Raw genomic sequence first — 15,890 nt, forward strand, 5'->3', positions numbered from 1 at the left:
CACGGGAGGTCGGACGATCACCCATGCCCGCACCCCACCTGCTGCCGCACAACCACACTCACGGCGACCCACCAGCTGATCGGTGCATTCGGGCTAAGCAGGTCGGTAGAAGCCTGCCGTTCCTCCGCCATCGATGGCGTACAGCATGCCATTCGTAAACGACGAGTCGGGGCCGAGCAGGTGCGCGACTGCTCTCGCGACCTCGTCGGGCAGTGCGAATCGGCCCATGGGAATGACGTCGCGGTAGAACTCTGCTTCCCCCGGCGCGGTGCTATCGAAAATTCTTGTTGCCATCGGGGTTTCGACGAATGATGGGCACACCACATTGGAGCGCACGCCCTGCACGCCGTGGTCGAGGGCCATGCTCTTGACCAATCCCACCACTGCATGCTTCGCGGCGCAGTACGCCGCGTAGCCCTGGGCGCCCTCGGTGCCGGCATCCGATGCGATCGCGACGAAGGATCCTCGGGAGGTGATGAGGTGCGGCAGGGCACCCTTGGCCAGGTTGAATACTCCAGACGCATTGACTGACAGGCTTCGTTGCCAATCCTCGAAATCGAGATCCAGAACGCCGCCGACGACTTCGATTCCGGCGCAGGCAACTGCGCCGGTGAGGTGACCCCAGTGGGAGACCGTCTCGTCGATGGCGGAAGCCACGGCAGCGGTGTCGGTGACGTCGCCTTCCCAGGCAAGTGCCCTGCCTCCGCGTGAGTTGATTTCGTTCGCGAATTCGGTAACGGCAGCGCCGTTGCGGTCGAACCCTGCTACCGCATAGCCGCGGTCGGCGAGCAGTGTCGCAGTGGCGCGTCCGATCCCGGATCCGGCGCCGGTTACGAAGACCGTTGTGGAGTTACTCATTCGTCTTCCTTCTCCGGTGATTCGTCCCCTCTGGCAAGCTACGCATTGGTTGATTCGACTGCGACAGTCGTGATTTCGATTAGCGGATTCTCGGTTCCGTGGGGTTCGGTGTACAGCGGGTCCAGTTCGGCGAAGAAGAGGTCTGCCGGGATCGCTTCTTCGGGTGTGACCACCCCGTGCACCTTGATCTCGCCCCAGGCCAGTAGGCGCAACGCGACCGCTGCCGGGGTGCCGGTCGATCCAGGCATCTTGCCGGTCGGCCAACGGTTCATACCGCCCACCGCGATGGTGTCGACGCCGTTCTTCTTCCCTGATGCCCATACCCACAACGTGGGTGTGTGGGGCGTAGAAGGGGCATTCGCAGGACGCACCGGCGGCTCGTCCTCCATCAGAATGGCGGCATCCAACGGAGAGAGTCGACCGGCATCAACTTCGGCCATGCGTGCGGCCATCTGGTCGAAGTACCACGCCGGTCCGGCCATCACATTGACACACCGCTGCAGACCGGTAAACGTGCGCGGCAGGGTGATGGCTTCGGGATGGCCGATGGTACGGACCGCAAGGTTTCCGATGCCCGGATAGAACAGGGTCAACTCCTGCATGGGAGGCACGTCGGCCCACCGACCGTCTTCGATGACTCGGATCGTTCCTGTGGTCTGGTGCACGAAGTGCACCATCGCTGCGTCGGGTCGCTTACCCGGGGCGTCCGATCGCGTCCCGGACAGGTTCCACGCGGTGATGAGTTCATGCACCTCGTCGAGTTCGTCGGCAACCTTCGCGGCGAGCACGTTGGTGACACCGGGGCTCTGGCCCACGCCGATCAGTGCCGTGACTCGAGCATCCTTGGCCAGCTGAGTCAATTCCAGCGCCTCGAGAGTCGGCTCCCAGTCGTCATTGATATCTACATAGTGACAGCCGGAGGCGATCGCGGCGCCCATGATCTTGGTACCGAATCGGGTGAACGGACCGAGAGTGCTCAGGACGCCCCACGCGCCGTAGAACAGGGCGCGAGGGTCATCGGTGTTCGCATCGAACTTGACGGCCGAAACTCGCGGTCCAAGTTCCGCTGCAAGCGATTGCGCCGCTTCCAGATTGAAATCGGCAATGACCAATTCGGTGAACTCGTCGAATCCCGCAGCGGTTCGGACTGCCCGGCTGCCCATTGCGCCTGCGCCACCGACAAATACAACGCGCATGATTTCTCCACCTCGCTCGAGTGACCATCTTTTCGCGGCCGTTCCCGGTACAGTAAGGCGAACTTGGGCAAACAGTCAAGACGTTTGGCCCACTTTCGTTTCATGTGAGTTCCTATTTCTGGCGGTGGGCAAGCTGCATTGCATCCGGGATTGCTCTCGCGGCGCATGTTGTGGAAGTGTCGGGGACGAGTTCGATCGAGCGAGTGATCGGTCGGTACTGATGTTATCTGCCGCGGGGAGTCCGTGTGAGCGGAGACGTTGTGACTGTTACGGTTTGACGGCGGCGACAGCACGCTCGTTGTCGGTGACGGCCGCGCGCGGATCGGTTGCGGCGGGGGTTGTGCCTCTGCTCAGTATCGTGGCAGCGGCGAGTGCGACAACGAGGGCTGCGATCCCGAACCAGGCGGCGGCCTCGTAGCCGGTGTCGGTGGGTGTGCCGTCCCCGGCGGGGATGGTCGAGATCAGCAGGGTGGCGCTGAGGGCGCTGCCGGCGGAGTAGCCGATGTAGCGGAGGACTTGGTAGAAGCTGGTGGCGCTGCCGGTTTCCTCGGCGGGCACACCCCGCACGATCTGTGCGGGGTGGACGGCGAAGATGCAGCCGACACCGAATCCGGCCAGTGCCATCGTCACGAGCAGCATGATCAGGTTCGCGCGTGTGGTGAGGAACAGCACCATGGCGGCGATGAGGACGAGGCAGTTGACGGCGACGACGGTTTCGAGCGACATCCGGCGCAGGAGGTGTCGGGTGACTTTGCTGGCGGCGAAGCTGGCGATCGAGTACGGCACGAGCATCAGCCCGGCGACGAGGGTGGAGGCGCCGAATCCGTATCCGGTGCCGGTGGGGGCCTGGACGTAGCGCACCACCAGTGACAGCAACGGGTAGATGCCGAGGCCGACGAGGACGACAGTGATGTCGGCGGCCAGCAGGGAGCGGTGCCGCAGCAGCCGCAGTTCTACGAGGGGGTGGGTTGTCCGTAGCTCCCAGAGGGTCCAGCCGACGAGGACGACCAGTGCCGCGGCGAGCGTGCCGAGCAGGCGGGGAGAGGTCCATCCCCACTCGGGTCCCTGGGAGCACACCAGCAGCAGGGCGGTGACCCATATGCCGAGCAGGACCGCGCCGGTGACGTCGACGCGGCGGCGGGGACGCGCGGAGCTCGAGGGTAGGAGCCATGCGGCCAGCAGGAACGCCACGGCGCTGACGGCTGCTCCGAACCAGAATGCTGCCGCCAGTCCGAGGTATTCGGTGACGAGTCCGGCTGCTGGGTAGCCGACGCCCAGTCCGGCGGCGGTGGTCACGCCGAGCAGGGCGATTCCGGGCCCGACCTTGGGTGCGGGGAGGGCGTCGCGTGCCGCGGTGATCGCCAGCGGAACCAGTCCGAGGCCGACGCCCTGCATCGCGCGTCCGATCATCAGCGACCCGAAGCCGAGGGGTAGAGCGGAGAGCACGCAGCCGATGCACACCACGGCGGTGGCGGACAGGATGACCGGTCGGCGGTGAGGTCCGTCGGCCAGTCGGCCCAACAGGGGTGAGGCGACCGCGCCGATAAGCAGTGAGATGGTCAACGTCCACTGCGACGCAGCCAGCGACACGTCGTCGACGTCGGCGATGGTCACCAGCAATGGGGCGCCGAGGCTGCCGACCGCGGTGGAGACCACACCGAGGAAGACCAGCATGGGCAGAATCAAACCCTCGCGGGTTTCTTTAGCTACGCTCACTAGTTGAGGGTAAGGCGCGTCGCCCGCCGATGTCCATGACAGATACGACACACAGTCTCTGCACCCGCACACATTTGGGTCAGATCCTCACTCGCGCAGGCTGTGTGGATGTTGACATCACAGAACCACAGCCAGAGGTGCCCAGCGGGCCAGCGCAAACCCGACCGCCCCAACATCATGGTCACCAAGAGTCCGGCACAATAGGCGCTTGAGCCTATGGCCACAGCAGGACGCGGATGTCGTCGCACAATCACCGACTGCGATCTATTGTTCATGTCGAACCTTCGGTCTCATGACGACGCATGAAACTCACTGGTCACAGAATGTTTGGGCCGGGGAATAGTTCAAAACCCAGGTGGATGGGGCACCGTCGCGGCGGCTGCGGGCGGGTGGGTGAACTTTGCCGTCGGGGGTGACCGGCCCCGGCCGGCGGGCGGCGTCCGTATTGTCGCGACGACCGAGCCAGCCTAGTGATCGACAAGCGAGACAGCGTGGTCAAACGACCTGGACCGCCGACCTGCGTGCCGCATAGGGCGACGAAGTCCTCGATTTCCTGAGCGTCATTGTCCGGGATCGGGCCGTGCCTGCAGCGCCGGTGCGGCGGCGGCCAGCAGTGCGTCGCGGTCTCGGTTCAACGGGGGATAGATGCGTTGGGTGTTGATGGTGACCTTGGTGGCTTTCGCCTGCGCGCCGCGCGAGACCACCTGGCGATCCCACCCCTCGGTGTACACCGCACCCGCCGGTCCCAGGTCGAGAATCGTGGCGTACCAGGGGATCCGGAGCGGTAGCATCGGCTCCCCGAGCAGATCGCCTATGACGTTGTAGCCCGCGTAGCGGCCCATCGGGCGCCCGTGCTGGCATGACATCACCGACAGGTGGTCGTCGTCCACCCGCGCCGCGGCGACGTCACCAGCGGCGAACACTCCGGGCGAGCCGATCACCCGCAGATAGTCGTCGACCGGCAGGCGACCGAGCCGGTCGCGGTCGGCACCGAGCTGTGCGGTCAGCGGATTCGCCCGCATCCCCGCACACCAGACGACGGTGCCTGCGGCCAGCACCTCTCCGGAGGAGAGCGTCACGCCGTGCTCGTCGACCGCTGCGACGCCGACACCGGTCATCGTTTCGACGCCGTTGTCGGACAGAGCCGCTTCGATCACCGGTCGCGCCGATGCGCCCATGTCGGAACCGACGTAGGGGTTGTGGTCGATCAGCACCACCCGCGGTTCGACGTTGCGTCCGGCGCACACCTTTGCCAGCATTCCGGGCAGCTCGGACGCGGTTTCGATGCCCGTGAGGCCGGCGCCGACCACTACAACGGTCGCCGCGCCCCGGTTCGCTCGGCCGTCGGACAGCGCGGCCAGGTGGCGCTGTAGTTTCGTTGCGCCGTCGTAGGTGTCGACGTCGAAGCCGAATTCCCGCAGACCGAGGATATCGGGTTTCGCGACTCGACTGCCCAGCGCCATGACCAAGCGGTCGTATCTCTGCGTGTCCTGTGTCTCGTGGTCCGAGACGGTGACGGTGCGCGCCGCGGTGTCGATGGCCGTCACCTCGGCGGCGATGTGCTCGACGTTGACCGGGTCGAGTACGTCGCTCAGCGGGATGCGGCAGGCGCTCAGGTCTGCCTCGTAGTTGCGGACCCGGATGTCGTGGTACGGCTGCGCACTGATCATCGTGACTTCGACGGTGCCGGCCGCGTCGAGTTCGTCGAGCCGCCGGGCCGCTCCCAGCGCAGCCCATAAGCCGGCGAATCCCGAGCCGAGGACGAGGACGCGGTTGGAATCGGTCACACCGCCATCGTGCCAGGTCTGCGCCGAGACGACCGCTGGATCACGCGCGATCGTTCATCCAGCCAAGCTGGTTCCTGGCCCTCCGATGGGCGGCCGCAGTCAGCTCGGCAATCAGCGCGTCCGGACGCTCGACCGTCGGCCTGCGGCACCGGGCCGCCGCCAAAGGATTCCGCGTCGCGGTGCGTTCGAAATGCCAGGAACGCATTGACCATCAGGGCCACGACCGACACCGAGGACCACCGCAGCGATTCGTGACTTCACTCGCGGAACCCCTGAACTCAGCCTTGTGTGAGCCGGGCTACCAGGTCGACGTAGCCCTGCTTGGCATCGGCGCTGCTCGTACCCGCCAACTTGGTCCAGGCGTCGTATTTGGCGCGGTTGACCATGTCGAGCCGACCGGGCCGCTTGCCCTCGACATCACCCTTCGACCCCTGCTTGAACAGCGCGTACAGCCGCAGCAGCTCATCGTTGGCCGGCCGCGAGGTGAGTTTCTTGACGTTCTCCTGCGCGTCGGCAAAACGCCTGATCCAGATCCGACATGGGCACCCCTGGCTCTCGGACGGACTCTTCGACGCAATCGTAACGCGGGAGCCGATGGCGCCTGATCCCTTCGCTCGGAGTCGGCGGTGCGCGATCGTGTTTGGGCGGAGCGAGCAGCTGCGGCGGTTTCTGTGGGCCCGAGCACCTCGTCACCCGACAGAGGAGAACGCCCATGCGCACCTTCGTCCATCTGGTCCTGTTCGCATGCGCCATCGCGGTTGCGGTCGGCGCCTTCCTTCCGATCGTCGGCGAAATACGACCGAGCGATGTCGCGCTGGTCGATCTGCGCGACGGCTTCCCTGCCGGGTTCACCTTCGACCAGGTCGAGAATCAGGCCGTGGTGTTCTACATGTCGATGACTGTACTGCTGCTGTCGGCCGCGGTTCTGCTGCTGGTCGCCGCCTTGGTGGGTTCGCGCGCGGCCGGGTGGCCGGGCGTGATCGTGGGGATCGGCACCACCGCGGTGTTCCTGTGGCGGCTCGATGATCGCGTCGGCGACTTCGTCCGCGACAACTACGACAACTTGCTCAGCGGCCACTGGGGGCTGTACCTCGTCGGCGGCGGCCTGATAGTCGCGCTGCTCGCCCTGCTGGTGCCGAAGTTGCAGGCGATCATGATCGACACGCCCGGCTCGTCCGAGTAGACACCCATGATCCGGTGCGGGCGGCCCATTCGAGGGCGAGTCGGCGTTCGAGAAGCGGGGTTACACCGAACTGGAATCGGTGTGATGGTCTGCGGCGAGGGGGGTTCCATCGATATGGTCGACGAGGTGGGATTGCGGGACGTTGGTACGGGTTGACAGACCCTTGCGTCACGGCGAGCGAGGTGAACCGAGCAGCCGCGGTGGGTGGTTGGACTCAGACTTTGACGGAGGTGTGTATGACGGTCTCGGACACGGTGGCGCCGTTGGTTCGCGCGGTGCTGGGTGCGCAGGTCCCGGTAGGGATCAGGTGTTGGGACGGTAGTCGGAGTGGGCCTTCGGACGCGCCGTGGCAGGTGCACATCGTCAATCGGCGTGGTCTGCGGCGGTTGCTGTGGGCGCCCAACGACCTCGGTTTCGCTCGGGCCTACGTGTCCGGCGACATCGACATCGAGGGAGACCTGCTCGCCGGACTGGACGTGTTGGAGCAGGTGTCGGACCCGAGCAGGGGCCCCGGTGTACGGATAGACAGGCAGACGAAGAAGGCGCTGGTGACAGCGGCGCTGCGTCTGGGGATCATCGGCCTGCCACCGAAGCCGCCGGCGGAGGAGATGAAACTGGCGCGCGGGGACCGGCACGACAAGGAGCGTGACGCTGCCGCGATCAGCCACCACTACGACGTCGGCAACGACTTCTATCGACTCGTGCTCGGTGAGTCGATGACCTACTCGTGCGCGTATTGGGCGCAGCCGAGCGGGGATCTGGACGCAGCTCAGTACGCCAAATGCGATCTGGTGGCCCGCAAGCTCGGCCTGGCCGCGGGGATGCGGGTCCTCGACGTCGGCTGTGGGTGGGGGACCTTCGCACTGCACGCGGCACGTCAGTACGGCGTGCACGTCGTCGGTGTCACCCTCTCCCACGAGCAGGCGGACTACGCCGGCAAACGGATGGTCGACGCGGGTGTGGGGGAATTGGTGCAGATCCGAGTCCAGGACTATCGCGACGTCACAGACGGCCCCTACGACGCGATCTCGAGCATCGGCATGGCCGAGCACGTCGGCGCAGCGATGCTGCCGACTTACGCCGCGGACCTGTTCGCGCTGCTACGCCCGCAGGGGCGGTTGCTCAACCACGCGATCTCGCGGCGACCACGCAAACCCGCTGCCAGGTTCTCCAAAACCTCCTTCATCGATCGCTATGTGTTCCCCGACGGAGAAATCGAACCGCTCACGACGATGATCGAGGCGCTCGAAGGGGCCGGTTTCGAGGTGCGTGACGTCGAGTCGCTGCGCGAGCACTACGCGCTGACCCTGCGGGCCTGGGTGGGGAACCTGGAGGCGAACTGGGACGAGGCGGTGGCCTGTAGCAGCGCCGGGCGGGCTCGGGTATGGCGGCTGTACATGGCCGGCGCGGCGTTGGCTTTTGCGGCCAATCGGCTCGGGATCAACCAGGTTCTGGCAGTCAAATCCTCCGAACGGGGTGACAGCGGCATGCCCGGTACCCGTGGCGAACTCTTGCAGTCATCAGTGCCTATACCAACTCCGCCGGCTCGCGAACACTGAAACCGTTGGGAAGCACATAATCCGACCGACGATGGGCGGGCGACGGCGAGTAAATCGTAGTAGTGGTACCCACTCATCGCCGATCCTGCCGGTCGGCATGGACGAAGGGGTCCGCCCGGAAGCCCGAGTCGTCGCCGAGATGGATGAATAGGTGCCCTTCGAGGGTTGCGTCATCCATCAGTACGGCCCAGCCGCGCCCGCTGACCTGGTTGCCTTCGTCGTCGCCTTCCCAGCTGAACTCCACAGTGGTGCGGCCGTCGCGTTCGGTGGTCCGGCAGTCCATCGAGCCGCGGACGGCGATGAAGCCGAACTGGCCGGTCCCGTCGCCGGCGAAGTCGATGAAGCCAGGCTCGACGAGGTCGATGGCGTCGCGGTCCCACAGGTCCATCTCCACGATCCGCCATCGACCGGTCAGGCGCCTCATGGGTCCTCCCATACATGTCGCCGTGTGCGGCGTCAGGCTAGCCACCGCGGGGACCGGTGCCATGCGTCGAGGCTAGGCAAACTCCGCTCGCGCGGCAGCATTTCGACTAAACCTACCAGCGCGAAACTAAGGGCGGGCCGCCGCTTGGCCTCGTGTACGACGTCAGTGGTGTCGGTGTCCAAGCGGGCCATGATGCCTCGCCGACGAGGTGTCCTTCGGTGAACTGGGCGTCGATTCGCGACCCAGCGGTGTTGATCGCTGCTGTTGGGAACCCCCAAGGTCGAGGCGCTGTCCGCACAGACGTCGAGGAGTGGGGCTTCGCTCTCGGGGCGGCAGGGCTGGCCCGCGCAGCATCGGATCCACACTTGCCCTCATCGATCGAACCGACCCGAACGCACTGCTCAGTACGTTCGCGGGAATCCCCGTCCGACAGACCTTTGCCGCCCGCCGCCCGTCGTCCGGTCAGCGGGCGTAGCGCGGGTCGATCGGAGGCAGGGTGGTGGGGCCGAAGTTGTTCGCGATCGGCATCATCGCCTTGAACCAGGTGCGGGCCGGCTCGGTGCCGCCGAACAGGTTGCCGTCCCCGCACGAGCGCAGTGGGCTGGTGCAGATCTGGCCGGGGGTCGGCGAGTCACCGAACACGTAGACGCTACCGGCCAGGTTGTTGGTGTACCCGACGAACGCCGACGACATGTGCGATTCGGTGGTCCCGGTCTTGCCGGACATCGGCAGCTTCCACCCGGCGGCCCCGGCCGCGGCCGACGCCGTGCCACCGGGCAGGTCGTCCTTGCTGAGCGCGTTGGACAGGGTGTCGGCCAGGCCGGGATCGATGACCTGTTCGCACGCCTGCTGGGCGAGCGGGACCGACCGGCCCTGCCGGTCGACGATCGACTCGATCGGCGTCGGCGGGCACCACTTGCCGTGCGAGGCAAGGGTCGCGGCGACATTCGACAGCTCGAGCGGATTGATCCACACCGGGCCGAGGGTGAACGACCCCAGATTCTGGTCTTTCTGCATGTCGGCAAGGCTCTGGTCCCCATATCCGGAGGTGCCCGGCTCGGTATAGGACCGCATGCCGAGGCGCACCGCCATGTCCACCGTCGCGTCCACCCCGGTTTCCTGGAGAAGTTTCACGAACGCGGTGTTCGGTGACTGGGCGAGGGCGTCGGTGACCGACAGTGCCCGGGGATACGGGGCGGCGTTCTGCACGCAGTAGGCCGCCGCCGGGCACCCGGGGGCACCACCGTCGCCCATCCCGCGGGCATCGAACCGGCCGGGCACGTCCAGGATCGCGTTCAGTCGCAGCCCCTTCTCCATGGCCGCTGCGGTGGTGAAGATCTTGAACACCGATCCGGCGCCGTGCCCGGCCAGTGAATAGGGCAACTCCTGAACCGTCTCGGCGGCGGCCGCGTCCAGGCCGTAATTGCGGCTGCCCGCCATGGCCAGGACCCTGTGTTGGTCCTGCCCCGGCTGCACGACGTTCATTACACTCGCGATGTCCGGGAGTCTCGGGTCGGCGTACGTGGATACCGCCGACTTCACCGACCCTTGCACGGCCGGATCGAGGGTGGTGCGGATCAGGTAGCCGCCTTTTTCGAGCTGCTCCCGGGACAGTCCGGCGCTCTGGAGGTACTGCAGCGCGTAGTCGCAGAAGAACCCGCGGTCGCCGGCGGCGATGCATCCGCGGGGTAGGTTGTTCGGTTTCGGGAGCACCCCGAGCGGCGTTTCCTTCAGGGCGCGGATCTCGGCGGCCCGGTCCGGAACATTCACGATCAGGGTGTCCAGGACGACATTGCGGCGCTCGAACACCCCCTCCGGGTTGGTGTAGGGGTTGAGCGCGGAGCTGGACTGCACCATGCCCGCGAGCATCGCCGACTGCGCCAGATTCAGGTCCTTGGCGTCGATGCCGAAGTACGTGCGGGCGGCGTCCTGCACCCCGAAGGAACCGTTGCCGAACGGCACCAGGTTCAGATACCGGGTGAGAATTTCCTCTTTGGAGAGTTCCTGATCGAGGGTCATTGCCATCCGGATCTCCCGGATCTTGCGGACCGGCGTGGTCTCGATCGCGGCACGACGTTCGGCGTCGGTCTTGGCGACCACGTGCAGAAGGTAGTTCTTCACGTACTGCTGATTGATGGTCGAGGCACCCTGTTCGATCTGACCGCTGGTGGTGTTGGTGAAGAACGCCCGCATCGTGCCCTGCCAGTCCACCCCCTGGTGTTCGCCGAACCGCCTGTCCTCGATGGAGAGAATCGCCAGTTTCATCTCGTTGGAGATCTGGTCGCTGGGAACCTCGAATCGGCGCTGATCGTACAGCCAGGCGATCGGGTTCCCGGTGATGTCGGTCATGGTCGTCACCGCCGGCACCACCCCGTCGGCCAGTTCGGCCGAGGAATTACCGACGCTGTCGGCGGCACGGTTGGATGCGTACCCGAGCCCCGCGGCGATCGGGAACATCATCCCGGCCAGCAATACCCCCGCGGCCAGGGTGGCGCCGGTCAGCTTGAGAACAGTCTTGGTATGCAATTCGGCACCTCATTCAACGGTCCACCGGCAACGAATCAACCGGTGCTGGAAAGACTATCGGGCCACGCGGCACGGCCGGGGCGGAAATGACACGCTTGTGGCGCTCCTGCAGGTGGGAGGACGACGTTCGGCTCGGCTACCGCCGGCCGCGCACCGTTGCCGTCGAATACCGGATCACCCCTCTCGACGAGACCCCTCGCCGGCAGGAGGCCGCCGGCCAGGGATCTCGCCGCGGTCACCGTCCAAATCTGGCCTTGGCCTCTGGCGTGACGGGGGTGAAGAAGTTGACGAGATTGCCGTCGGGGTCACGGAACAACAGCGATCGATTGCCCCACGGCATCGTAGTCGGCGTGTTGACGAACTCGGTCGTGACCTGCCTGATCCGCTCGTACTCGGTGTCGACGTCGTCGACGAGGAACTCGATGATCGCGGTGTGGTTGTCTCCTGCACGCGCAGAGTTGGCACCGAACAGCGCGACCGTGCGTGTGCTACCGATCGCCAAGGTGCCCGCGGGCGTCTGCAGTTCGGCGAAGTCGGGCGTTGACCAGCGGACGGGCATGCCGCTGACCTTCTCGTAGAAGTCGACCAAGCGAGCGACGTCGTCGGTGATGACGCGGATCGACACCAGGCTGTGCGGCGGGCTGGGGGCTGAGCTGTCAGTGTTCATGACGAGCACGCTACGGCGAATAGCGGACAGAATCCGCCCGGTATTGCGATACTTTTGTGGTGACCCGTCCCACCACCCGGATACTCGCCCTGCTCGAGATCCTGCAGTCCGGCGGCACCCGCACGGTTGACGACCTGGCGGACCGGCTCGGCGTCGACGAGCGCACCATTCGTCGCTATGCCGTCCACTTGGCCGAGCTGGGGATCCCGGTGCGATCAGTGCGCGGCCGGTACGGCGGTTACCGATTGGCGCCCGGGTTTCGCATGCCTCCCCTCATGCTCACCGATGATGAGGCCCTTGCCGTGCTGTTGGGGCTGGTCGCCGGACGTCGGGCGGGTCTGCTGACCACGTCCGTCGCCGCGGCCGAGAGCGCCGCGGCCAAGGTGCAGCGCGTGCTGCCCGAGGCGCTGGGACGTCGGCTGGATGCGCTGCTGCAGGCCACCGACTTCACCGTCCGCGGCCGCCCCGTGATCGAGTTGGAAACGACCGTCCTGCTCTGGCTCGCCGAGGCCGCGCGGGACCGCACGCCGGTCGCCGTCAGCTATACCTCCCCGAACGGACGGCGCAGCGAGCGGATCGTGCACCCGTACGGCATTGTCGCCCATTCCGGACGCTGGTACGTCACGGGCGCAGACTCTGCGAGCGAGGAGACCCGGACCTTCCGACTGGACCGGATCACGGCGGTCGAGCCGCAAGCGGGAACCTTCGACCTCCCCGACGGATTCGATCCCGCCGAGCGCGTGCTGTCCGGGCTTGCCGAGGCGCCTTGGCGGCACGCAGTCTCAGTACGCGTCCAGGGCACGGCCGAGCAGGTCCGGTCCCGGCTCCCGGCAAACATCGCCACCGTGCACGACATCCCCCATGTCGACGGCTGGGTCCGAGTGCGGCTGCGCGCCGAGCGGTTGGACTGGGTACCCACTCTGCTTGCCGGGTTAGGTCTTCCGTTCGCCGTCGAGCATCCCGACGCGCTTCGCGGTCTCATCCGATCACTGGCAGAACGACTCACCGCCGCTGCCGACGACATCGTTCACCCCGGTGAGTCGTCTCCTGACGGCGAGGCCCTCGATCGCGACCTCGGCTGATACCGGCGGTCGCGGTGTCGCAATCGCATTGGCACCAACACAGATCTGCGCAGATGCTTCGTCGACGAACTGGAGGACGGCGCGCCGCTGCCATTCATCGGGGCGCTCTCCGATGAGAGCCCGTGGCTTTCGAAGCTGCCTCATCGATAGCAGCTACCTCTGGAGAGCCGCCACCTCGTCCTCCACGGCGACCAGGGCGATCGAGTTCCAGTGCAGCACAGCAGAGACTTCGTGAGCGTTTCACGATCGGCGGGCGAAAGGTTGAGTACACCGAGATCGCAGGGGCCGATCACTTCGACGTCATCGACCCGCTCCACAGCGGTTGGGTGCAAGCAAAGAATTGGTTACGCCGAAACGCCCTCAATCGCCGCTGGCGGGTATGATTCTTGACCGGTGTTTCGGCCCCGACACGCTGAATGAATGCCGGAGCACCGCAACGGCACTTCTTCGACAAGTCGATTCCTGTCGTGCGACCCTACATACCATTGCCGATCCCATCGATGTGGTGCGGGCCGCATACCCCGCCGCCGTCGGTATCCCGATGTGGCCGGCGCGCGCTGCAGCCGTACCACATCGGTGATGAGCCGGTCGGACACGTCGTATCATGGCGGTTCACCGGGGGAATTACTACCTCGTACGTTGTGGAACCGCTGTCGAGGATGACGGAGTCGCCATCGGCAACGCGATTGGCCGTGAATTGCGCAAATGGTCAAACTTTTCGGCTGTGCGTCTGGCTACCCCGCGTCGGCGCGGTGCGTGGTGCCGAAGCGGCGTTGGTAGGCAGCCGGGACATCGATAGCTCCCGCACGAAGACTCGTCGTAGCTTCTCGTAGCCGGGGAATCCGGCGAGTGATGCTGCTTGCGTTACGTTGTGTTGTGTCCCTGGCCAGGTAGGGCCCTTGCCATGTCGAATCGGACCAGCTCGACGTACCGGGCCGGTGTGGTGGACAGCTCGGTTCGACAGAGTCGGGTGAGGTGTCGAGGGCTCACGTTGAGGTGTCTGACGAGTTCGGTGAGTGAGTGGTTCGCGGCGGGGTCCGCCGTCACCAGATCCACAATTCGGCGGAGGACTGGAGTTCGCGGCGGTGGGCCTTGGAGTGGGGCAGAGAACTGCGATTGCCCGCCCGCGCGCTGCAAACAGACCACCAGGCGTCGGGCGACGGCGCGCGTCAGGTCGGGGCCGTGGTCGTCTTCGACCAGCGGCCAGCGCTAGGTCGATGCGGGCGCTCACTCCCGCGGACGTGTACGTGGTGCCGTCGCGAATATAGAAGGAGTCAGGTTCGACGAGGGTCGTCGGGTGTCGGTCGGCAAGTTCGTGTGCGATTTCCAGTGCGTGATAGCGCATTTGCCCTCCAAGAGGCCGGCCGCCGCGAGGATGAATGCCCCTGTGCGGATGGAGCCGACCGAGCAGCTCGCGTCGCCAGGGCGCCGATGGCCTCGACGACGTCACGGGTATGGCGGTTCGCGGGTAGGTGTCGCCGCCGGCCACGAGGAAGGTCGGCGGCTGGCTCCGATCCTGCGTTGCCGTCAAAGGATATTTGTATGCCGATAGAGGACGCTGTCGATCGGTGTCACCGCGGATGAGGTGCAACCGACCGACATACGCTCGGAACTGCCCGCTCACAGAGTGCAGGAAGGCCTCACCGTGGAGGTATCAGGCTGAACGAGAAACTGGACCCGGCGATGTTGTGCGCCGGCCGCGATCGAAGCTCATCCATCAGCTTGAAGATCGGCCCGACGGCGTCGCCGGGTGTTCGACGAAAACGGGATCGCGTCGACGGCCCGATACGCTGCGCCGACGCCTTCTCATGCCGAATGCCGGTCATTTCCGGTGCTGATGCGGTGTGGGGGAGTGCCAAAACCACGGCGCAGCCGCGAACGGACGAACAGTGGGCCGCCGTTCTCCTCCGGGCCCAGGCGGAAGGCGAGCGTCATCGACGACAACACCTCACTGGCCGAGCGTGCCGTGCCGGATTGGCAGGCAGCCACACCGGCATGACGTCGGCTTGCGATCGGGCTGCCGTTGAGGGCGATCGAACCCCGGACCACCGCCGCGATCTTCGGGGGGCTGGGTGTACCAATCCCTCACCGAGACGGACGCCCGGATCACCATTCCGCCCGAGACCGGTCGCGGAGGCTCGCGTGTCCATGTGATGGATCAACTATCCGTTGTTAGCCAATTCGTTAATGCGGCTCACTATTTCGCCTTCAGGGGCTGTCACCGCGGTGGCCGCCGCGAGTATTGCACTACGAAGGTTACCTCTCCGGTGGGTAGGCATTCAGGAGTTGTTGCACTATCTGAGGGTCGCAGTCAACACTCTCCGGAATGCACTTCCAGAGGGTGTTGACGAACTTCGCACGCGACATTCCATACTTGACGAAAACGTCTTCATCGGAGGCGCCTCCGAATGGTGCCCACGTCCGCGCGAAGGCAATGAAGTCCTCCACATCCTTACGCGGTCGAGGAAACTGCCTCTCGCCCCGCCGCTGGGCCTTCCTTCGACGGTAGCGTCGTACATCGTCTTCAGTAGCAGCTGAATTTTTCATTGACATTGGTACCTTGTGATGAGGTTCGTGCGTTTGCTGGACTTCCGGTAGGGAGATCGACTGCGAGCGTGTCGCCTTCGAGCAAAGAACAGAGACGTTCGCAGCTGAAGGCCCGCATGCCTGCGCCCTGGATGGGGACGTATGACATGACCACACCTTGCGGATTGAACTGATATCAGTTTGAACTTAGCGAAAGGCAGCATGTGATGTCAATCACTGAACATGGGTCAACCCACTCAACCGACCGCGCAGGATGCGAGAGGCACGTCTTCACGCAGCCCAAGCGCGGCGCTGAGCGGAACCGGTGAATCGAACGACGCGAGGCAGGATCTTGCCCACGATCAG

Annotated in this window: 11 protein-coding genes; 3 read left to right on the top strand and 8 right to left on the bottom strand. The window is 65.4% G+C overall.

The features are described from left to right. Nucleotides 1-93: 93 nt before the first annotated feature. From ACFVJ3_RS39730 to ACFVJ3_RS39750, 5 genes are all read right to left on the bottom strand, one after another. Nucleotides 94-858: an SDR family NAD(P)-dependent oxidoreductase gene (locus ACFVJ3_RS39730; protein WP_378457282.1), complete on the bottom strand. Its 765-nt coding sequence runs from the start codon at nucleotides 856-858 to the stop codon at nucleotides 94-96. 38 nt (nucleotides 859-896) lie between these two features. Beyond that, nucleotides 897-2,054, bottom strand: coding sequence for a saccharopine dehydrogenase family protein (locus ACFVJ3_RS39735; protein ID WP_378457283.1), 1,158 nt, complete (start codon nucleotides 2,052-2,054; stop codon nucleotides 897-899). 267 nt (nucleotides 2,055-2,321) lie between these two features. Next, nucleotides 2,322-3,770: an MFS transporter gene (locus ACFVJ3_RS39740; RefSeq protein ID WP_378457284.1), complete on the bottom strand. Its 1,449-nt coding sequence runs from the start codon at nucleotides 3,768-3,770 to the stop codon at nucleotides 2,322-2,324. Nucleotides 3,771-4,330: 560 nt separating this feature from the next. Further along, nucleotides 4,331-5,557 (bottom strand): NAD(P)/FAD-dependent oxidoreductase, encoded by a 1,227-nt coding sequence (locus tag ACFVJ3_RS39745; protein ID WP_378457285.1) that lies wholly within the window; start codon nucleotides 5,555-5,557, stop codon nucleotides 4,331-4,333. 278 nt (nucleotides 5,558-5,835) lie between these two features. Next, the gene (locus tag ACFVJ3_RS39750; RefSeq protein ID WP_378457318.1) at nucleotides 5,836-6,192 is read right to left on the bottom strand and encodes an acyl-CoA-binding protein; all 357 of its coding nucleotides are present in this window, start codon (nucleotides 6,190-6,192) and stop codon (nucleotides 5,836-5,838) included. A 77-nt stretch (nucleotides 6,193-6,269) separates the two neighbouring features. Here ACFVJ3_RS39750 and ACFVJ3_RS39755 point away from each other — a divergent pair, with 77 nt between their 5' ends. Together ACFVJ3_RS39755 and ACFVJ3_RS39760 are read left to right on the top strand one after the other, a co-directional pair. Continuing rightward, nucleotides 6,270-6,740 (top strand): hypothetical protein, encoded by a 471-nt coding sequence (locus tag ACFVJ3_RS39755; RefSeq protein WP_378457286.1) that lies wholly within the window; start codon nucleotides 6,270-6,272, stop codon nucleotides 6,738-6,740. Between the two features lie 236 nt (nucleotides 6,741-6,976). Further along, nucleotides 6,977-8,299 (top strand): class I SAM-dependent methyltransferase, encoded by a 1,323-nt coding sequence (locus ACFVJ3_RS39760; RefSeq protein WP_378457287.1) that lies wholly within the window; start codon nucleotides 6,977-6,979, stop codon nucleotides 8,297-8,299. A 73-nt stretch (nucleotides 8,300-8,372) separates the two neighbouring features. Here ACFVJ3_RS39760 and ACFVJ3_RS39765 read toward each other — a convergent pair whose 3' ends face one another. The 3 genes from ACFVJ3_RS39765 to ACFVJ3_RS39775 all read right to left on the bottom strand — a co-directional run bounded on the left by ACFVJ3_RS39765 (nucleotide 8,373) and on the right by ACFVJ3_RS39775 (nucleotide 11,916). Further along, nucleotides 8,373-8,723 (bottom strand): hypothetical protein, encoded by a 351-nt coding sequence (locus ACFVJ3_RS39765; protein ID WP_378457288.1) that lies wholly within the window; start codon nucleotides 8,721-8,723, stop codon nucleotides 8,373-8,375. A gap of 462 nt (nucleotides 8,724-9,185) precedes the next feature. Then, nucleotides 9,186-11,249: a transglycosylase domain-containing protein gene (locus tag ACFVJ3_RS39770; protein ID WP_378457289.1), complete on the bottom strand. Its 2,064-nt coding sequence runs from the start codon at nucleotides 11,247-11,249 to the stop codon at nucleotides 9,186-9,188. A 235-nt stretch (nucleotides 11,250-11,484) separates the two neighbouring features. Further along, a complete protein-coding gene (locus ACFVJ3_RS39775; RefSeq protein ID WP_378457290.1) occupies nucleotides 11,485-11,916 on the bottom strand; it encodes a VOC family protein in 432 nt (143 codons plus the stop codon). 59 nt (nucleotides 11,917-11,975) lie between these two features. Here ACFVJ3_RS39775 and ACFVJ3_RS39780 point away from each other — a divergent pair, with 59 nt between their 5' ends. Next, the gene (locus ACFVJ3_RS39780) at nucleotides 11,976-12,998 is read left to right on the top strand and encodes a helix-turn-helix transcriptional regulator (RefSeq protein ID WP_378457291.1); all 1,023 of its coding nucleotides are present in this window, start codon (nucleotides 11,976-11,978) and stop codon (nucleotides 12,996-12,998) included. The last annotated feature ends 2,892 nt before the right edge of the window (nucleotides 12,999-15,890 follow it).

The organism is Rhodococcus sp. NPDC127593 (assembly GCF_042671975.1).
In the GTDB taxonomy this organism is placed as follows: Bacteria; Actinomycetota; Actinomycetes; order Mycobacteriales; family Mycobacteriaceae; genus Rhodococcus_F.